Raw genomic sequence first — 18,640 nt, 5'->3', positions numbered from 1 at the left:
AAAATGAAAAGAAAAATACTGCTAGCCTTCGGCACACGACCTGAAGCCATTAAGATGGCACCTTTAGTAAAGGAGTTCCGAAGACGCCCCGACAAGTTTGAAACCGTCATTTGCATTACGGGGCAGCACCGCCAGATGCTGGACCAAGTGCTCCGCCTGTTTGACATCCGGCCCGATTACGACCTCGACATCATGCGGCAGGGGCAGGATTTGTACGACGTGACCGCCCGTATCCTCACAGGAATGCGCGACGTACTGGAAGAAGTGCGCCCCAACGTGGTGTTGGTGCATGGCGACACCTCCTCCTCTACGGCTGCCGCCCTCGCCGCGTTCTACCGGCAAATTCCGGTGGGTCACGTGGAGGCGGGGCTGCGCACGCACGACATCTACAGCCCTTGGCCGGAAGAGATGAACCGCCAGCTCACTGGGCGCATTGCCACCTATCACTTCGCCCCCACGCCATTGAGCAGGCGGAACTTACTGGCCGAAAACGTCAGGCCGGAGCGGATAACGGTGACAGGTAACACGGTGATAGATGCCCTTTACATGGTGGAGGATAAAATCAAGGGCGACAAGGCATTGGATGCAGAGCTGGAGGACATCCTGTCTCAAGCCGGTTATGATGTGGCCCGCCTTGTCGGAGGGCGCAGATTAGTGCTCATCACCGGACACCGCCGCGAGAACTTCGGCGAGGGTTTCCTCTCCATCTGCCGCGCCATACGGACGTTGGCAGAGCGTCACCCAGCGGTGGATTTCGTCTACCCCATGCACTTGAATCCTAATGTGCGCAAACCTATCCATGAAGTGTTTGGCGAGAGCCTTTCCAATTTGGGCAACATGTTTTTCATCGAGCCACTAGAATACCTCTCATTTGTATATCTGATGGAAAAATCTACCATTGTATTGACCGACAGTGGTGGCATTCAGGAAGAGGCTCCCGGATTGGGCAAACCCGTGCTGGTGATGCGCGACACCACCGAGCGTCCCGAAGCGTTGGATGCGGGTACCGTGCGATTAGTGGGCACGGACTATGGCAAGATTGTCACCGAAGTCTCTGCTCTGCTGAACGAACCCGCCCGCTACGAGGCCATGAGCCACGCCGTGAACCCCTATGGAGACGGGCTTGCCTGCTGCCGCATAGCAGACTTTTTGGAAAAGGAGGTACAGGTATGACTTTCACATCACCAGAAGCATAAAGCAAACTGTGTCAAGGTTCGTATTCGGGACGATTTCGGGATTTTGAATGATCCCAAAATCATCCCGTAAATATGATGCCGTTTTTTTCGATCTCTGTCATATCTACATAATAGAAAAACGGTCACTGAATCGGATTGCGAGTTGTTGAGCGGTTTGTCCCCAGTCAGCAAAAAGCAATATTTTTATTTTTCGTGATTCTACGGATTTGACGAGATAGCCTTCGACCCTATTGGTGGAAAGAGTAAATTGAACTTTTTCGTTTGACACAGTTTAATTTACTCTCTCAATCACCATCGCCAAGCCGTCTTATCTTACTGACGAAAGTTCTGTCCATGTGCACCATCGTCACTGTCACATTTTGCAGGCACGGAGCAACGATTGGAACCATATGCGAAATGTTGGAGCGCGAGTATTCTTCCTGCTTGGTTCCTTCTCCCTGATGTCACTGCTCCCTGAGCTGAAATGGAGTTGGCACTGGCTCTGACGCTCACGGTAGCTGCAGCCTTCGTATTGAAAATAAAGCGCGTCCATGCACATAAATTGTCACATCAAGACACAACGGCCCATTGCTATCGGATTTTTGCACAGCCTTTCTGTGACAAGGCAGTCCATTTTTATAATAAGTTAAAATATTTTCCCAGAAATATGCTAGAAACTCTTTACCTCGTCCTAAAGGACGACTTAGTGTATTATCCGCCGGTGCTCTCCATCCTTCACGTCTGCGCAGAGGCGGGTCGTCCGGTGGTGTTCATAGGCAACTATGCCGACGACGAGGGGCGCCGTCGGCTCGAAGCGACAGGTGTGACGTTTTGCCCTGTCGTCCGACTCTCAGATCGTGCCCCCCTGTGGCGTAAGTTGGCGGAGAAGCTGCGTTTCCGCCGTCAAGTATATAAGTATCTGCGCATGTCGGGTGCCGGATCACAGAGCCGCGTGTGGCTGTTCCATAGCGAGACACTCTGCCTGCTCCACCACCTGACAGACCGCCACTGCGTCATCTTCCATCCGCTGGAGTTCACCCGCCCCGTGGCTGACTGGAAGTACCGCCTGCTCAGTCCCTCGCTCAACCTTGCCCGTGCCGTGCGCAAGGCCCACCGGGTGGTGTGTTGCGAGTACAACCGCGCCCAGCTGACACGCGGCGTGTTCGCCCTCGACCGTCTGCCCGCCGTGCTGCCCAACAAACTCTATGTGCCCGACACAGACGATGACACCCCTCTGCCGACAGACGTGCAGCAGACGTTGGACGACCTGCTGCCCCGTCTGGCTGGCAAGCGCGTTATACTCTATCAAGGCGTGTTCCTCAGCCGCGAGCGGAGACTCGAAGAGTTTTGCGAGGCCGTCCGCTCCATGCCACCTGAATATGTGCTGGTGGCCATGGGACGCGGGTCGGACTACTACGACGATCTGCGCAGTCGCTACGCTTCGGAGCGCGTGCTCTTCGTCCCTTTCATCCGCCCTCCCCATCATTTGCAGGTCACGCGACTGGCTTCCATCGGCGTACTTTCTTATTTCCCCGACCCATCGAGCCTCGCCGCTGTCATCAACCCCCTCTACTGTGCCCCGAACAAGATATTCGAATATGCTCGATACGGTGTGCCTATGATCTCCAATGACATCCCCGGCCTCTACTACCTTTTCATGCAGTATGGCTGCGGCGAGGTGGTGCCATCGCCCATGTCCCCTGCGGCGATCCGCCACACTATAGAGCACATATACGACCATTACGACCGTTACTCAGCCTGTGCAAAGGCCTACTACAACTCGGTGGATATCAAGAGGCTAATTAACGAGGTGCTGGAAGAAAGGCCTGTCGAACGATGAACATCACCCTGAGCGGGGCGGTCTGTATCCTGCTGTTCGCTGCCCTCGTATTTCGTTGCAAGTTCAGGCTGTACGCGCTAGTCACCATGCCCCTGTGCATGATTCTACTGCGTCACTTTCAATTCTTCAGTTTCTATGAACGGTTAGACCTCATGCTTGATGTGGATATTCTGCTATTGATTTCCCTCTGTGTATTCCTCATGGGCTATGCTTTCGGCAAGCGGCTGCGGGCCGGGCGGATAGAACGCTTCTATAGTGGTCTGTCACGCTGTGTGCTGACAGACGACCGCATATTCGTGTCACCCCGTGCCGTAGCAACCTACTTTTGGGTTACGGTGTTCTATTGTGCGTTCGATCTTTGGCTCAACACCCTGCTCTACGGTTCGCTGGAGAGTGCCCTGATACGCTTCTACGCCAAGCCCACTGCCGATGACTTTCCTACCATCCTGCACACCATACAAGGCTTCCTGTTCAAGGCACTGGTGGTCTTTGTCTTCGTGTTCCGTTTCTATTTGAACAAGCTTCACCACCGCTCTGCGCTGTTCGGCCTCACGGTACTGCTGCTGGTGTTGATAGCTGTGCCAAAAGGCAGCCGGGGTGCTGCCGTGGCTCCGTTCATGATGCTAGTTATGGCAGACTTCTTTTCGTTCACCTTCCAGAAAGGGATGTCCATACGGGGCAAGGTCAGGGAGTATGTGGCTATAGGCTGCATCTCGGTCTTCCTGATTCTGACACTCACCGTCATCAGAAACATCGACTTCGACGAGATAGAAGATGTGTACTCCGCTGTTTCTGAATTGAACATGGGCGATGCCTCCGACTCCTACTCGCAGGGCGAGGGAGAAATGTTGTTAGAGGACGTACAACGCTGTTACACAGAGTTCGGCAACCGAGTCGATTTTCTTTCTCCATTCTACACGTTGGAGACGCTGGTATTGGCCCCCATCCCACGTGTGCTGATGCCACAGAAGAAAGTATCTTTCGGCTATGTCTTCAATGAAGTAAAGATGGGAGGCACGAATCTAAACCACCCCGAAAACCTCGTCTATCACGGAGCGGTGGGCTGGGCAGCCGGGCTTGCGGGCGAAGGCTGGGCCAACGGAGGGCTGTTCGGAGTGGTATTCTATGCACTACTGTTTGGCATCTATTCCGGTTTCTGCGCCAAGATGTATTATCACCTGCTGACTTGCGCCACCCCGTTAGCTCTGTTGTTCAGTCTTCTGTTCTTCCAAATGTCATTCAGTTTCATCCGAGGCGATCTGCTGGCCGGCTACGTACAGGGGCTATATCCCTTACTGATTCTTACCTTCCTTTTCTGGACGATAAAGCATTTCAAGAAATACAGGATTCGGTTCAAGCTGTCTCCCACAACTTAATATATTCATTTATGAACGAGTATCAAGTATCCCTCATCATCCCGGTGTATAACGTGGAAAACTACATCCGGGAGTCGCTGCTGTCGGCTCTTGGACAGACTTTTGGCAGCATAGAGTACATTCTGGTGGACGATTGCGGCACGGATCACAGCATGGAAATAGCCTGTAGCATTGTCGACGGACACCCCCGCAGGCAAGATGTCCGCATTGTGAGTCACGATAGGAACAGAGGCCTCTCTGCCGCCCGAAACACGGGCATAACTGCTGCTGCAGGCCGTTACGTATTTTTCATGGACAGCGACGATGAGCTTACGCCTGACTGCATTGAGCGGCATTATATGGTCATTACTCAGTCATCTGCTGATTTCACAATAGCCAATATGAAATTAATCGGTTCGAAATCCATTCATATCAAGGATATTTCGGACGATTGTATTTCGGATGACCTGCTTTCCTCTTTCCTGAAAAAGAAGTGGAACGTCAGTGCTGGGAACAAATTATATTTAAAGAATTTTTTGACAAGTCATGCACTTTCTTTTCAAGAAGGATTGATATTCGAAGACATTCTATGGTCGTACAACTTGTGCCTGCACACGGATAAAGTGGCATGGATAAGAGAGAGAACCTACCTGTATAAGATACGTAAGAACTCCATTACTGTCTCAAGAAGCAATTCTCAAAAGATAGAAAGTCTGCTCTCCATTTTGAATAAATTGGTAGACGACTGGGAGCAGGGTATAATAAGCCGCAAGTATACAAAAGAGTTTGCATACATGATAGACTTTAGCAGGTTGAATACCGCATTGCTTCTATTACACTATTCGGGCAATAGAGAAGAAGCTGCCAGTTATTATCGACAGTTATGCGTAGGTCGTTTGGCTTCCCTGCCTGTTTCTTCACGACAAGCAATAGTATTAAAACTGCCGTTTGTGCTGTTCTGTGTCTTTATGCGCCCTCTATATTATTTATACAGGATCTTAAATAAATAAGAAACAAATATTTAGCGAAAAATATATGACAGTATTCAAAGACAAGGTATTATTGATCACCGGCGGCACCGGCTCTTTTGGCAATGCCGTCCTTCGTCGCTTCCTTGACAGCGACATCCGTGAGATCCGTATTTTCAGTCGCGACGAGAAGAAGCAGGACGATATGCGCCACGCGCTCCAGAACCCGAAAGTGAAGTTCTACATCGGCAACGTGCGCGATAAGTCGTCCGTGGACGTGGCCATGAAAGACGTGGACTACGTGTTTAGCGCGGCGGCTCTGAAGCAGGTACCCTCGTGCGAGTTTTTTCCCGTAGAGGCAGTGCGCACCAATATAGTGGGTACTGAAAACGTACTGAACTCGGCCATTGAGCATGGCGTGGAGAGCATCGTGGTGCTCTCCACCGACAAGGCTGCCTATCCTATTAACGCGATGGGCATGAGCAAGGCCTTGATGGAAAAGGTGGCTATTGCCAAAGGTCGGGAGCTGGGCGAGGGTGCAAAGACGACCGTATGCTGCACCCGCTATGGCAACGTGATGGCCAGCCGTGGCTCGGTCATTCCTCTGTGGGTAGAACAGATGACGGCGAGCAAGCCCATCACCATTACAGATCCATGCATGACGCGTTTCATGATGACGCTGGACGACGCGGTGGATCTCGTGGTGTATGCCTTCACTCATGCCCATAACGGCGACCTCTTCGTGCAGAAAGCACCGGCCGCTACGTTGTCCACACTGGCGCAGGCCCTGAAGGAGACTTACGGGAAAATCAATCCCAAGTACATGGACACGGAGGTGAAAATCATCGGCACACGTCACGGCGAGAAGCAATACGAGACGCTGGTGACCCGCGAGGAAATGGCGCGTGCCATCGACATGGGACAGTATTTCCGCATCCCCTGCGACACCCGCGACCTGAACTACGACAAATACTTCACGAAAGGCAACAAGGAAGTGACGCGTATAGAGGACTACCACAGTCACAACACCATCCGTCTGGACGTGGAGGGCATGAAGCACCTTCTTCTGAAACTGCGCTTTATCCGCGAGGACTTGGGACTGGAGACACGGGCGAAGTCCCGCGAGATAAGGAGCGAATGACGATTAAAGAAAGGAAACAATCATGCTTAGGGTAATGACGATAGTGGGCACACGCCCGGAGATTATAAAACTGAGCCGGGTGATGGCCGAACTGGACAGGTACACAGAGCACGTCATTGTGCATACCGGCCAGAACTTCGATTATGAACTAAACGGGATATTCTTCAAAGAACTGCGTATCCGCAAACCGGATCATTTCCTTGAGGCGGCCGGCGGTAACGCGGCGGAAACTATCGCGAACATCATCCGCAAGTCGGATGTCCTCATGAAGGAGGTAAAACCGGACGCCGTGCTGCTGTACGGTGACACGAACAGCTGCATGTCCGTGATAGCGGCCAAGCGGCGGAAAATCCCCATCTTCCACATGGAGGCGGGCAACCGGTGTTTCGACCAACGTGTGCCGGAGGAGATAAATCGCAAGATTGTGGATCACCTGAGCGACATCAACATGCCTCTGTCGGAACACGCCCGCCGCTACCTGATGGCTGAGGGGGTGCGTCCAGAGACCGTTATCAAGACAGGTTCCCCCATGACCGAGGTACTACTGTACCACAGGGAGGAGATCGAACGGAACGATGTACTGGATAAGGAAGGACTAAAAAAAGGAGAGTATTTCATCGTGAGCACCCACCGGGAGGAGAACGTGGACTCGGAAAAGAACTTCTCCGACCTGCTAGCTTCCCTGGATGCCATCGCGAAGAAGTACCGCAAAAAAGTGATTGTCTCTACCCACCCTCGTACCCGTAAGAAACTGGAGAACATCGGTTTCGCCAATTCTAACCCTATGATTGAATTTATGAAACCGTTCGGATTCATGGAGTATGTCAAGTTGCAACAAAACGCCTTCTGCGTAATTTCAGACAGCGGCACCATCACCGAAGAATCCTCCATCCTGCGCTTCCCCGCCATCACCATCCGTCAGGCTCACGAACGACCGGAGGGAATGGACGAGGGCACGTTAATCATGTCCGGGCTGAACGCAGAACGGGTATTGGATGCCATCGATCTGGTGACATCCCAGTACAAGGAGAACCGGGAGGTCATCCGTCCCATCCCCGACTATGCGGCGGACAACGTGTCCAAAAAGGTAGTCCGTATCATCCTTTCTTATACGGATTATGTCAACCGTACGGTGTGGCATAAAACTGTCTGACATTAATCCCATTCATATATTACCTTATGGAAAAAGTCTTATTATTCGGTGCCACCGGTATGGCCGGGCACATGGTCTACTATTATCTCCGGGAGATGGGCGGATACGACTTGGCCAATGTGGTATACCGCACTCCCTTGACGGGCGATAGTCTGATAGTGGACGTGTCCGACCGGAACGCGGTAGAGGAAGCGGTGAGACAGGTCAAGCCGGATATTCTCATCAACTGTGTCGGGGTGCTGGTGAGAGGCTCCAAGGAGCATCCCGACAATGCCGTACTGCTGAACGCTTATTTCCCCCACCTGCTGGAGAAACTGGCGGACAGGTACGACGCAAGGCTGATACACATCAGCACGGACTGCGTTTTCTCCGGGAAAAAGGGGAACTATTCGGAAACCGATTTCAGGGATGCCGACGATGTGTACGGCAGAAGCAAAGCATTGGGAGAGATTGTCAACGGCAGAGACCTAACCATACGCACCTCTATCATCGGGCCGGAGCTGAAGGCGGACGGCGAGGGGCTGTTTCATTGGCTCATGTCGCAGCATGGTACGGTGAGCGGTTTTAAAACGGCTATCTGGGGTGGGGTTACCACCTTGGAACTGGCTAAAGCCATAAGCGTGGCCATCAAGGAGGGAACCACCGGGCTAGTGCACTTAAGCAACGGAACGGGAATCAGCAAGTACGATCTGCTGTGCCTGTTCAAGGATATCTGGGGGCGGAAGGACGTGGAAATCGTGTCGGTGGATACCAACGACGTAGACAAGTCCATAGCCAAGTCCGCACGGTTCGGCTATGAAGTACCGGGATACCGAGAAATGCTGAAAGACTTATATGCTTGGATGCAGGCACACAAGGACATGTACCGTCAGTATTGGGAACGATGAAAAGGAAAGAAAGGAAAAAAGCACTGGTGCTGACCGAGGTATTCTATCCGGAAGATTTCCTGATAAACGATTTGGCCCGGCAATGGGAGAAAGACGGATACGATTTCGAGGTGCTGACCCGTGCACCCTCTTACCCTTACGGCAAGGTGTACGAAGGATACAAGAACCGGATTTACCAAACCACCTTCTTCAACACGATAAAAATTCACCGTTTCCCCGTGTTACAAGGATATCAGAGGCGCGTCCTCATAAAGATACTGAACTATCTTTCCTTCGTATTTTGGAGCATCTGCATCGTCCTTTCCATCGGGCGGCGCTTCGATAGGGTGTTCATCTTTCAAACAGGGCCGTTGACACTGGCTACGGCTGGCATATTGATGAAAAAGCTCTTTGGGGCGAAGGTAATCATCTGGACACAAGACCTGTGGCCGGAGACGGTCTATGCATACGGTTTCAGGAAGACGAGGCTGTTGTTTTTCTGCTTGGACAAGTTCGTGAAATGGGTGTACAAAAACTGCGACTCTATTCTGGTGTCTTGCGAAGGGTTCACAGAGCGGATACACCAGTATGTACCGGGCAAGCGGATAGACTTTGCGCCCAACTGGTCTCTGATGGAATACGCACCCAAAGGAAAAGCGGAACTTCCGGGAAAGTTCAATTTCACGTTCGCGGGCAATGTGGGCAAGGTGCAGAACCTCGACAACGTGGTGAGCGGGTTCGGACGGTTCGTAACCGGCCATCCCGACGTGTGGCTGAACATCATAGGCGACGGCTCCTACCTGCCGGAACTGAAGTCTCTCGTGGAGCGGGAGGGCATCCCGAACGTGAATTTCACAGGACGCAAGCCCATCGAGGAAATGTCGGACTATTACGAGGCTAGCGATGTCCTGATTATTTCGTTGAAAAACGTGCCGCTCTATGAAATTATGATACCCTCCAAATTCCAGGCCTACCTGACTACCCGGAAACCCATGTTTGCTATCTTCAACGGAGAGGTGCGGAAAATGGTGGAACAATACCGGGTAGGTCTTGGAGCCGTCCCCGATGATGTGGATGACATCGCCAAAGGCTTTTCCTCCTTTCTTGCCTTGTCGGCTGATGAAAGGGGAAGCATGTCGGAAGCGGTGATCTCCTTGTCAAGCCTTTTCGATAGAAAGCGGATTGTGTCAATGATTAACAGTCATGTTTGGTATGAATAAGACAACAGGAATCACGCTTGTTCCCGGCGGCATCTCCACCGACCACCGGGGAACCATCTTTCACGTGAACGGTCTAGACATGAGTGAAGTCAAGCGTTTCTACATCATCCACCAGCGGGATACTTTCATCGTCCGTGCCTGGCACGCGCACCAGACGGAAAAGAAATGGTTCTATGCGGTAAAAGGCTCCTTCACTTTGGCTTTGGTAAAGATAGACGATTGGGAGAACCCCTCACCTGATTTAAAGCCGGAGGTGTTCCGCCTCTCGGCTTCGGAAAGCAAGGTGGTCTGTGTTCCAGAAGGATATGCCAACGGCATCAAGGCGGAGGAACCGGATTCAATTTTAATGGTATTCTCCAACAAGACTTTACAGGGAGCCTTGGGTGACAGTTGGAGATACGACAGCCGGATGTGGATGGACTGGGAAGCGGCAAAACACGACTGACATTATGTAGCCACATATATTTGGCTTGAACCCGACTACAAACCACAAGCACTACCTTGGCTAGCGGACTATGTGCATATCCGGAAATGAATGAAAGTTTGTCTCTGTTACGGGAGGCAGCCGAGCGGTACTGAACGTTCATGGGGCGATGTTCAGTCAAAATATAACAAGAAACACTAATTACTACGAATCCGCATATCAAGGAATACGATTTTTACAAAGAAAACAATATTCTGGTTATAGATCGGGAAAAACCTATTATTCCACCGGAATTCCTAAAGTTACCTTATCGGGAAATTCCTTCCGAGATATACCGGCAATACCGTACTGATCATTGGTTACAAACCATTTTTGATACTTGAATAATGGGTCGTATTTAATATATGATTCTATATTCAGGAAATGTACATGGCAGAATTATTTGCCCGAATACAGACAAAAAAGGGTTAGTTCGTTTAAAGCAATCCCCAGCCTATGATACGACGGCCGGGGATTGTTTTATATTTTCAGTTTGTTATGTCAGGTTGTTTTTATACTTTCTATTTGAACTATTCGAAAATTTCGAATAGTTCAAATAGAATCTTCAATGGTAAATAATCTGTCCGCATTAAAACGGTTTTTCAACATGGCGCATATTGTTGAGGAGGGTTTCGCGGATGCCGGATTCGGGATAGATGGTGTTGCGTCCACCGATAACAGTGAAAGGTATCTGTCGTGTGTCCCGTAGGTTCTGCAATATGCAGGGCCGAGATAATGCAGGTAGGCGCATATCTCTTCTCCCGTGAGGTACCGTTCTTTCATGCCTTTACACAAAATTCTGGCCAGTCCCTTTTATTCCGGATTATTTATTTTTCTTTTTTGCATTCGCCCGTTCCTTCTGCATCCGTTCTCTGTCGACGATTTCTGAGCCTCGCTTTTCGATCTCTTTTTCATATTCCCGAATCGTCTGTCGGATGTGGTCGATTTTGTCCTCTTGTTGTCGCTCGAAAACGCTGTCGAGGTCTTCGATCAACGGGACTTCTCCATGCCAGATTGCCCGCATATATCGAAATTTCAGATCATTCTCACGATACCGGTCGTTGGCTCTCCATTGCCACACGAACCCGGTAGCCGAGAGTCCGAACAAGAGCGCCAGTCAAACGCATCCTTTTACCAGCCGTTTATCGATATCGTAATTCCAAGGTATTCTTTTCTCAAGATGCTCCAACAAACGATAGATGTTGTGCCAGTGCCCGTCGAGCATCGCTTTGTAGCGATTGACGTCCTCGGAGACAATCTTTTGTGCGGTGCGTTCGATCTTCTCGCCGCTCAAGGCCGTTTTGACTTCAGTGCGGATTTGTTTTAGGTTCCCGGCCATCGCCGAATAATTCACCTTGATTTGCTCGAAAGCGTCGTTGATGTCTTCCATATCGGGTGGCTGTACGCTGATGTTGGGCTGAAAGTCGATCTGCCCCAAACGATTGACAAGAGCCGTTACCTGTTCGGCATGACGATCTATCGTCACCGTGTTTTCTTCCAATTTTCGGATGATCGCATCGTTGCTGCCGGTTGCACCGGCATTCGTTTGTGCATTCGGGCGCTTTTCTATCGTTTCTTTCAGTTCTTCGAACATGCCGTAGACCTGTTCGACGGTGATGTCGTTTTTCATCGTTTATCGGATTTTAAGTTTAAGATTCCTCTGTTTCCTTTTTCGTTCCATCCGGGCAATCAGCATGGCTTCGGTTGCAGCTCGGATCAGGGCGGTCACACGGGCGATGTGTTCTTCATGCGATTCGCCGCTACGTCGCTGCATCGATTCCGGGGCGATGCTCCCGCCGAAATCGGACGGCGGGAGCGACAAACTGCCTTTTACGCCGAACATGCTCAGATCGACCGAGTCGATTGGGGTGCCGCAGCTTTCGAACAAACCGGAGAACACCGAACGATACCTGTCGGCCACGACGCCGAGATGCCCGATCGATTGCGCGGAATACCGGGGTTGTTCGACCGGTGGACGGACACGCTGCGACTGTTCGAAGTGGCGGTTCAGATTCGGAAACCCGCACGCTCTGTCGATCTTCGACCCGGCGAACGTCAAACCGTTTTTCGAGAACAGTACGCCCTGCTTGCGGTCGGTATGGCCACAGTATTTGTAACGGGTCGTAATGCCTCGCTCCTGCAACCGGGCTTCCAGATCGCTCCAAGACGAACAGCCGGGCAAACTATCTCGGATCGCATCGTATATTTCATACTTCGTTTTGTCGGGCTCCCGCAGCCGGTCGCGGTTTACCTGCTCCTTGCCTGCGGCGTAGTAAAGGCCGTGCTTGGCGGTCAGTTCCTTGCAGACTTTTCCGTTTCTGATCTTGATGTTCCGATCCGAAATCGTTTGCCCGTTGTTGCCGACACGATTGTAAACCAGATGGCAATGCGGGTGCTCCCGATCCAAATGCCGCACCAGCAGAAACTGTGTGTCCCGAATACCCATGCGCTCCATGTATTCTTCGGCGATTTCCGTCATTTTCTCGTCGGAGAGCTTTCCCGCATCCTTCGGGGAGAAGGACAGCGAGATATGTCCGACCGGGTTTTTAATCCGGGGGTTGAGCAGCGTCTGGTCCTTGAAGTCCCGCACCATGTCGCGGACTTCGGGCGGGGCGATACCCTCGGCGGCCAAAATCCGTGACTGGTCTTTTTTTATAACATAACCGACCGTCCCGGCGAAAGAGGAACAGGATATGGTTTTACCGATCATGACGCAGCCGTATTAGGATGTCCTCGATCTCAGAAACGATAGGGCCGTGCGAAAGGACGACCGAGGCGAAACCTCCGGCGTGGGCCAGTTTGGTCAGTCGGTTCAGGTTGCGGGCGATGCCTTTGAGTTGGGCCATACAGTCGAGATGCTCGCGCCGCATCCGCTCCTTCACTCAGCCGAGCTCGATCAACTGCCGGACGACTTCGGCCGGCGAGTGTCCGGATGTTCGGACGAGCATTCTGAGTCGCAGGTAGTGTGCGGTATCGAGTCTTGTGCAAACGATGTATTTCTGCTTTCGGCCTTCGCCGATTTTCGGGCGTCCGCCCCGGTTAAATTCTCTTTTCATCGTAAATAGTTTTAAGGTTAAGACCAACGGGATCACGTGTCGGCCGACGGGAGAGAGGCGGTTTTTGTTTACAAAAACACAAACTTGCCTCCCTTCTAAAGCGAAGCCATCACGGGCCCGATACGGCCTAAAGCCTGTGACTGGGACCTTTCTTTTTCGCCGGAGTCTGCAGAGCGTTCCGGACCTCGTCGGCACGTTTCTGCTTCTCCCTTCAGTAGTCGTTCAGGTCTTTGTGAGGGCGGTAAAAACCGGATCGGTCGATCACTTCGGACGCCGGCAAAACATCGGCCAGACGGGACAATGCCTTGCGGCCGGTTTCGTCGTTGTCGAGGAAGGCATGGACGAATTTGTGCTGTGCAAGGAACGGCAGGGCTTTGGGCAGATTGACGACGGAGTTCAAGACGAGGGAATCAACCGAAGGGTGCGGAGCCTTCTTGAGCGAAAGATAAGAAAGAAAATCCATGAAGCCCTCGAATAGGATCGCCGTATGGCTGCCGTTGTCGATGGATGTAATGTGTTTGGGCGTGCTGGCGCCTTTGAATCGCGCGTTGCGCAACTCCCAACCTCCGGCGTCGTTGCGGAAGCCGATGGCGAAATAGTGCTTGTTGCCGATTGCATAACGCACCTCGCGGCAGTAGGTCCGGGCGATGGCGAGGTCTATACCGCGTTCCGAGAGATAGCCGAGCAATGCCGGATGGAGCAGCTCGCGGTCGGAGCAGACGACGAGGCGGGGCGACTGCGGTACTTCGGACCGTTGCGGTTCGTCAGGCCGGGACACGGCCGTGCTGTGGTTGCCTGTCGTCAGCCGCCGTGCGGCCTCGGTGACGGAACAGTTTTCCATACGGGCCACGAGGTCGATGATCGAGCCGCCCTCGCCCGTCCCGAAGTCGTGCCAGAGGTTCTTGTCGTAGCTGACGCTGAAACTGGCAGTGCGCTCCTTGCGCAGCGGCGAGAGGTACATGCCGCGGTTGCCCTGTTCCCGCTGAGGGACGATCCCCCGTGCCGCGAGATAGGCCCGGATGCTGATACGTTTTATTTCGTCGTAGGTCATGGTGTCGAATTCTTGTAGGATTGTTGGAAAATTGCCGTATGGTACAGCGAAAGAAAAAGTTAGGGGTCTTACGAATTTCTTACGGACGCTTTTGCTTGTCGGTCCGTAAGAGTTCGTAGGATGCTGTGAGAAATTTTGTAAGATATGTAAGTTATTGTAAGTAAGTGAATAATGTTTTATGTCTTACATTCTTACGTTTTCCGTCCCGCATTTCATCAGTTCGTCGAGTTTGTCTCGCGTGAGGGTGTAGAAACGTGCCGTCTTGCTTTCCTGTCTCGTTACCTCTCCGTTATAGGCGATGGTATAGCGGGCGTAATAAGTCGGCGGGGAAGGCGCCAGCCGCCAGTTCTCCACAAGGATGCGTCGCACGGCGGGATGATCGGTCCGGATACCCCGTATCTCCAACATGTTGACCATGTCGTCCACGTCGAAGCGGTACGCAGTAAAACGTTCGGCCTCCATGATGTCGCGGATAATCGCGAGCATTTCGGCCTCGGTTTTACTCCGGTTGTAATGGATGATCCGTCGCAGCGCTTCGGTTGAGAGCAGGCGGGGCGCGAACCACATGCGGCTCTCTTCGCTCGTGGATAGCTTGCGATGCCGTAGAAAGAAGAGAAACCCCGGCAGTTCGCGGCGCATGTCGCAGAGCAGGTTTTGGTTTTCGGCTGACAATGGCGGTACGCGCCGTACCCAATAACGAGTTTCGCCCGCGTCGATGAGTACGGGATTGGTTTCGTTATTGGAACAAAGCACGAACTTGGCGAAAAACTCGATTTCTCGGCGGTCGCGTCCTTTCGCCTCGGCCTTGTAACTTCGGGCCGTGGATAGATTCTTGATTCGTTCGGAATCTTCGCGGCGATTGAGCAGCACTTCGTCCACGCAGACCAGCAGTTTCCCCGCCCAATCGTCGTTGAACTGGGAGCGGAAGTCCTCGTTGGTATTGAACGTGACGTTGCCCTCGAAAATCGACTTGAGGAAATTGAGAAAGGTGGTTTTGCCCGTATTGCGCTCGTTCGATACGAGCAGCAGGATCGGGAGCCTCTGCAAAGGACGTAGGTAAAGCAGTTGCAGGTAGTCGAGCCCCAGCTCGATCTGTTCGTCGAAAATATGGGCCAGAAATGCCCGAATATGGGGAAATTCCTCCTCGGCGGGGACGGTCGAGATCGGCTCGTAACGGTTCAGGAAGCCGTGGATTTCACGCCGGTAATCGGTGTGGCTGGGGATCGTGCAGAAACCGTCGTATTTGGGGATGCGAGCCAAGTAGTCCTTGCCGTAGTCCTGCCGAAGCGTCTCTACGTTCCACGGGATGAGTGTTTCGATACACCGACCGTTACTCAGAGGCATCCTCGCGCGTTTGAGAATCGCGGTTCCCACGCGCAGGTACGGTGTTTCTTCGTTAGCGGTCATCGCGGCCTCCCTCCCTTTTTCCATTATCCAGAATCCGACGGATGTCGGACATGCGATAACGCACTTTGTTGCCTATCTTTACGGTTTTCAGATAGCCTTTTTTATTTCAGTGCCAAAGGGTGGTGTCACACACTTCACAAATCTGTTTTACTTCTTCTTTAGTCAGATAACGTTCCTGACGGGCTTCGGCAATTTCTGCCGAAAGTTCGTTTTTGGCGCGATTTATCAACTCGTTCGAGAATTCCATCAGATCCGCGCCATTGATCTCCAACTTGATGCTTCCCGCTGCATCGCGGAGAATCGACATTAAATCTTTCATAAATATTTTATCCGCTCATCGTTCGGTTCTGCTTTCCTGCGGATAGAAAGTAAAACCGCCGCCTCGAATATCGGGACGACGGCACGAAAATACAACCTGAATTTCTGGCGTTTAAGCGGATAATTCGCGGTAATATTTAACGAATTTAACGAGTGTTACCGTGATAACATTTTCTTCAATTCTTGTAACTTCCAACTTTCCTCTTTTGTCGAAGCTGACAACGGATCGGTCAGCCGACTGTAAGCCTCCTGTACTCCCCGTTCATGGACAATGTGGATGCCGGGAGCGAACTGTCGATGCAATGCGTCCCGAAAAGATTTAACGGTAACGGGCGAAACGAGAAAATTCAATTCGTCGAGCGCGATTTTTAGTCGGGCAATGTCCGTTTGGGAATGTTTTACGGTAAGTGCGCCGGAAATTTTCTCTATCAATGAATCGGAATCGGTTACGGCGGATGAAAACATTTCCCGCAGCGGCATGGCCGTACTCGGCCGTCCGGGCTTTTTCTTGTCGATGAAAGCAGCGGCCGTCGATTCTTCTTTCATAGCCCATTCCAGTACATGATCGCTTTCTGCCAAACGCATGGCTTCGCGGTGTGCAATCCAGTCTTGTTTGGTCCGTAACCCCAATTGAATCGAACGACTTATCAGTAACTTGATCGTCGCGGCGATCATCATTTTTTGGAGGTATCCCATACCCGGTAAACGACGCAATTCTTCACCGCGCTCTATCATCCGCTCGAAGCTCGGCCCGAAATAAAGCCAGCAGAGCATGGCCGGAACGAGTGTTGCCCGGTCGGCATTGTCGAATTCCCGTATCAATTTTTCGGCCAACGCGTGCTCTCCGCACAAGCGTTCGATTTCGTCGATATGCTCGTACAATCCTTCGCCGGCTTTCTGTCGCAACGCTTTCCGGAACTGAGGGATGAGCATCGTAGCTTGTTGCAAAACCAACCGATAGCCAGCATCGTCTTTCGCAATCATCATATTCTCGAACCGCTCGTAATCTGCCGGGTGGCTCTCCATCCACTTCCGTAAGCGTCGTTTGAAGTCATCGTATTCCCGTTGCCCCATCACGCGTTATAGATTTATGTGCATTCTTCGTTGTTGTCAAAGAAATTAAAAACCTCACTCCACTTACGTGCGCAAAGCGTTCGCAATTCAATACTCCTTCAGGACGATCCATCGCCCACCTCTATCCGGACCTTCGCGTTTGACGAAGCCTTGCTCGGTCAGCCGGGACAAATGGTATTTTATGCTGTCCGGTGTACGAGAAAGTAATTCCTCCAACTCTTTGCGAGTAATGTATGGATTCTCTCGGATAGCATTGACAATGGCCTTTCCGATTTTTCTGGGTGTTTTCTGGGTGTTTTCTGGGTGTTTTCTGGGTGTTTTCTGGGTGGCTCCCGCTCCAAACCCCGCATCGAAATAGCGCCCGGATACTTTCTCTGTAACCCGGAATACCGTAAACAAAGAGAAATCGAACTCAGCCAAACCATTGCCGTTTTCCTCTAACTCCCGTTGCACCCTGTAAATTCCTCGACTGAAACGGTTTACATATCCGAGAATTTTCATTGCCTCTGCAATGAACGGATTGCGATAGTCGCTCACATTGGGGAAATTCTCCCGGCTGACTTTGCCGTATAACCCACCGGGATTCTGAACCTCGATGCGGTCGTCGTATTCATAGAATTGTACCGGCGCGTTGGTCTCATAGTCTCGGTGCATTAGCGAATTCATCAACAATTCGCGTGTCGCCCAATACGGATAATTGACCACGGTTTCTTCTCGCAGTACACTAACCGGCAAAGGCCGTTTCTGTGAAATGCTCGTTTCGATGAAAGCATCTATTCTGACCAATTCCCGGCAAAGATTCCCTCCGAACTTATGTTCATTGATTATATCGCCCGCACGGTCCGTTCCTTTGAAACGAACGTACTGCACATAAGCGCCCGGCAAATACCTGCCGGGGTTTTTCCCGAAAAGAATTATGCAACCGTTGGTGGGACAATCGTAACGCAGATCGTATAAACCGAGCGATGCGAGTTGTTCCTGAAGCGGTCGTTTATCTTCGGCAAGAATGTCTCCGGCAATGGCTTTGGGAAGAAAATCGCGTTGTATAAGGTCGGTATCGATGTCCGTGAGCGTTGTCCCTATACATGGCATGGCATCGAATGTACGGATGCCGGAAAGTCTGCGTTCAGTCAGTATCTTTTCTTCGGCTTCCGATGCGATACTTTTGCGAGGTCCCACCCGTACCCATATTCGTCCTCTGTATCGCACCGGGGGAAATTCGGACGGCCTGACTTCTACGACGAGTAATTCTCCCTCCTCCAAAACGAATCGTTCCACAGTCATAACCGGCTGAGGAAGAATATTGCCGTCCGTGCGGATATTCGTCATTTTAAGCATCAATGCGTCATCGACTTTCAATCCCGATAGGCTTCCGTCGTCTTTGGCTCCCAAAATCAAATAACCGTTCTTGCCGCTGCCGGGCAGGTCATTGGAAAAGGCACATATTGCCTGACAGAATTTATCCGTGTTGGTCGTAGAGGTGGTCATTTCTATATCGTAACCTTCCGGATTGGCAAGAATCTTTCGAAGTTGTTCTTTGGTTATCATATACT

18 protein-coding genes and 1 pseudogene are annotated in these 18,640 nt (G+C 51.6%); 9 read left to right on the top strand and 10 right to left on the bottom strand.

Going from position 1 to position 18,640, the window contains the following annotated elements:
• Positions 1-3 precede the first annotated feature (3 nt).
• The 9 genes from wecB (NQ491_RS07715) to NQ491_RS07675 all read left to right on the top strand — a co-directional run bounded on the left by wecB (NQ491_RS07715) (position 4) and on the right by NQ491_RS07675 (position 10,163).
• A complete protein-coding gene (gene wecB / locus NQ491_RS07715) occupies positions 4-1,173 on the top strand; it encodes a non-hydrolyzing UDP-N-acetylglucosamine 2-epimerase (protein ID WP_019246761.1) in 1,170 nt (389 codons plus the stop codon).
• A 492-nt stretch (positions 1,174-1,665) separates the two neighbouring features.
• Positions 1,666-3,015 carry a glycosyltransferase family protein gene (locus tag NQ491_RS07710; protein WP_157365682.1) on the top strand — a complete coding sequence of 450 codons (1,350 nt, stop codon included), beginning with the start codon at positions 1,666-1,668 and terminating at the stop codon, positions 3,013-3,015.
• On the top strand, positions 3,012-4,391 hold the full coding sequence (locus tag NQ491_RS07705; RefSeq protein WP_019246763.1) for a hypothetical protein: 1,380 nt from the start codon (positions 3,012-3,014) through the stop codon (positions 4,389-4,391). The genes NQ491_RS07710 and NQ491_RS07705 overlap by 4 nt, the downstream gene beginning before the upstream one ends.
• 11 nt (positions 4,392-4,402) lie before the next feature.
• Positions 4,403-5,380: a glycosyltransferase family 2 protein gene (locus tag NQ491_RS07700; RefSeq protein ID WP_019246764.1), complete on the top strand. Its 978-nt coding sequence runs from the start codon at positions 4,403-4,405 to the stop codon at positions 5,378-5,380.
• 25 nt (positions 5,381-5,405) lie between these two features.
• Entirely contained in the window at positions 5,406-6,479 is a 1,074-nt protein-coding gene (locus NQ491_RS07695; RefSeq protein ID WP_019246765.1) for a polysaccharide biosynthesis protein, read from the top strand.
• Positions 6,480-6,501: 22 nt separating this feature from the next.
• The gene (gene wecB / locus NQ491_RS07690) at positions 6,502-7,632 is read left to right on the top strand and encodes a non-hydrolyzing UDP-N-acetylglucosamine 2-epimerase (RefSeq protein ID WP_019246766.1); all 1,131 of its coding nucleotides are present in this window, start codon (positions 6,502-6,504) and stop codon (positions 7,630-7,632) included.
• A 59-nt stretch (positions 7,633-7,691) separates the two neighbouring features.
• A complete protein-coding gene (locus tag NQ491_RS07685) occupies positions 7,692-8,519 on the top strand; it encodes a dTDP-4-dehydrorhamnose reductase family protein (protein ID WP_019246767.1) in 828 nt (275 codons plus the stop codon).
• Complete coding sequence (locus NQ491_RS07680) at positions 8,516-9,718, top strand: glycosyltransferase family 4 protein (RefSeq protein ID WP_019246768.1); 1,203 nt, start codon at positions 8,516-8,518, stop codon at positions 9,716-9,718. The genes NQ491_RS07685 and NQ491_RS07680 overlap by 4 nt, the downstream gene beginning before the upstream one ends.
• On the top strand, positions 9,711-10,163 hold the full coding sequence (locus NQ491_RS07675) for a WxcM-like domain-containing protein (RefSeq protein ID WP_026089791.1): 453 nt from the start codon (positions 9,711-9,713) through the stop codon (positions 10,161-10,163). The genes NQ491_RS07680 and NQ491_RS07675 overlap by 8 nt, the downstream gene beginning before the upstream one ends.
• 841 nt (positions 10,164-11,004) lie before the next feature.
• On the opposite strand, the gene NQ491_RS07670 is transcribed toward NQ491_RS07675, so the two are convergent.
• The 10 genes and pseudogenes from NQ491_RS07670 to NQ491_RS07625 all read right to left on the bottom strand — a co-directional run bounded on the left by NQ491_RS07670 (position 11,005) and on the right by NQ491_RS07625 (position 18,635).
• Positions 11,005-11,205, bottom strand: a complete 201-nt coding sequence (locus NQ491_RS07670; RefSeq protein WP_019246771.1) for a hypothetical protein — start codon at positions 11,203-11,205, stop codon at positions 11,005-11,007.
• A gap of 93 nt (positions 11,206-11,298) precedes the next feature.
• Positions 11,299-11,811 (bottom strand): hypothetical protein, encoded by a 513-nt coding sequence (locus tag NQ491_RS07665; RefSeq protein WP_019246772.1) that lies wholly within the window; start codon positions 11,809-11,811, stop codon positions 11,299-11,301.
• A gap of 3 nt (positions 11,812-11,814) precedes the next feature.
• Entirely contained in the window at positions 11,815-12,891 is a 1,077-nt protein-coding gene (locus NQ491_RS07660; RefSeq protein ID WP_026089792.1) for a relaxase/mobilization nuclease domain-containing protein, read from the bottom strand.
• Positions 12,881-13,063: a plasmid mobilization relaxosome protein MobC gene (locus NQ491_RS07655; protein ID WP_019246774.1), complete on the bottom strand. Its 183-nt coding sequence runs from the start codon at positions 13,061-13,063 to the stop codon at positions 12,881-12,883. The genes NQ491_RS07660 and NQ491_RS07655 overlap by 11 nt, the downstream gene beginning before the upstream one ends.
• Positions 13,064-13,237 carry a hypothetical protein gene (locus tag NQ491_RS07650; protein WP_019246775.1) on the bottom strand — a complete coding sequence of 58 codons (174 nt, stop codon included), beginning with the start codon at positions 13,235-13,237 and terminating at the stop codon, positions 13,064-13,066. It lies immediately after the preceding gene.
• A gap of 211 nt (positions 13,238-13,448) precedes the next feature.
• Positions 13,449-14,288 (bottom strand): toprim domain-containing protein, encoded by an 840-nt coding sequence (locus NQ491_RS07645; protein WP_019246776.1) that lies wholly within the window; start codon positions 14,286-14,288, stop codon positions 13,449-13,451.
• Between the two features lie 183 nt (positions 14,289-14,471).
• A complete protein-coding gene (locus NQ491_RS07640; RefSeq protein WP_147524767.1) occupies positions 14,472-15,695 on the bottom strand; it encodes a primase-helicase family protein in 1,224 nt (407 codons plus the stop codon).
• A pseudogene (locus NQ491_RS07635) lies at positions 15,685-16,014 on the bottom strand (helix-turn-helix transcriptional regulator). Before NQ491_RS07635 ends, NQ491_RS07640 begins: the two are co-directional and overlap by 11 nt.
• 155 nt (positions 16,015-16,169) lie before the next feature.
• Positions 16,170-17,087, bottom strand: a complete 918-nt coding sequence (locus NQ491_RS07630; RefSeq protein WP_019246779.1) for a DUF6043 family protein — start codon at positions 17,085-17,087, stop codon at positions 16,170-16,172.
• Positions 17,088-17,174: 87 nt separating this feature from the next.
• On the bottom strand, positions 17,175-18,635 hold the full coding sequence (locus NQ491_RS07625) for an RNA-binding domain-containing protein (RefSeq protein ID WP_019246780.1): 1,461 nt from the start codon (positions 18,633-18,635) through the stop codon (positions 17,175-17,177).
• Positions 18,636-18,640 lie beyond the last annotated feature (5 nt).

This window comes from Alistipes ihumii AP11 (genome assembly GCF_025144665.1).
Classification (GTDB): Bacteria; Bacteroidota; Bacteroidia; order Bacteroidales; family Rikenellaceae; genus Alistipes_A; species Alistipes_A ihumii.
The sequence above is the reverse complement of the archived record's forward strand: the minus strand, read 5'-3'. Positions and strand labels throughout refer to the sequence as shown.

What these genes read in the sequence shown, in the direction of transcription:
- wecB (WP_019246761.1), top strand. Translation starts at nt 4, where the DNA reads ATGAAAAGAAAAATACTGCTAGCCTTCGGCACACGACCTGAAGCCATT.
- NQ491_RS07705 (WP_019246763.1), top strand. Translation starts at nt 3,012, where the DNA reads ATGAACATCACCCTGAGCGGGGCGGTCTGTATCCTGCTGTTCGCTGCC.
- NQ491_RS07700 (WP_019246764.1), top strand. Translation starts at nt 4,403, where the DNA reads ATGAACGAGTATCAAGTATCCCTCATCATCCCGGTGTATAACGTGGAA.
- NQ491_RS07695 (WP_019246765.1), top strand. Translation starts at nt 5,406, where the DNA reads ATGACAGTATTCAAAGACAAGGTATTATTGATCACCGGCGGCACCGGC.
- wecB (WP_019246766.1), top strand. Translation starts at nt 6,502, where the DNA reads ATGCTTAGGGTAATGACGATAGTGGGCACACGCCCGGAGATTATAAAA.
- NQ491_RS07685 (WP_019246767.1), top strand. Translation starts at nt 7,692, where the DNA reads ATGGCCGGGCACATGGTCTACTATTATCTCCGGGAGATGGGCGGATAC.
- NQ491_RS07680 (WP_019246768.1), top strand. Translation starts at nt 8,516, where the DNA reads ATGAAAAGGAAAGAAAGGAAAAAAGCACTGGTGCTGACCGAGGTATTC.
- NQ491_RS07675 (WP_026089791.1), top strand. Translation starts at nt 9,711, where the DNA reads ATGAATAAGACAACAGGAATCACGCTTGTTCCCGGCGGCATCTCCACC.
- NQ491_RS07670 (WP_019246771.1), bottom strand. Translation starts at nt 11,205, where the DNA reads ATGCGGGCAATCTGGCATGGAGAAGTCCCGTTGATCGAAGACCTCGAC.
- NQ491_RS07665 (WP_019246772.1), bottom strand. Translation starts at nt 11,811, where the DNA reads ATGAAAAACGACATCACCGTCGAACAGGTCTACGGCATGTTCGAAGAA.
- NQ491_RS07660 (WP_026089792.1), bottom strand. Translation starts at nt 12,891, where the DNA reads ATGATCGGTAAAACCATATCCTGTTCCTCTTTCGCCGGGACGGTCGGT.
- NQ491_RS07650 (WP_019246775.1), bottom strand. Translation starts at nt 13,237, where the DNA reads ATGAAAAGAGAATTTAACCGGGGCGGACGCCCGAAAATCGGCGAAGGC.
- NQ491_RS07645 (WP_019246776.1), bottom strand. Translation starts at nt 14,288, where the DNA reads ATGACCTACGACGAAATAAAACGTATCAGCATCCGGGCCTATCTCGCG.
- NQ491_RS07640 (WP_147524767.1), bottom strand. Translation starts at nt 15,695, where the DNA reads ATGACCGCTAACGAAGAAACACCGTACCTGCGCGTGGGAACCGCGATT.
- NQ491_RS07630 (WP_019246779.1), bottom strand. Translation starts at nt 17,087, where the DNA reads ATGGGGCAACGGGAATACGATGACTTCAAACGACGCTTACGGAAGTGG.
- NQ491_RS07625 (WP_019246780.1), bottom strand. Translation starts at nt 18,635, where the DNA reads ATGATAACCAAAGAACAACTTCGAAAGATTCTTGCCAATCCGGAAGGT.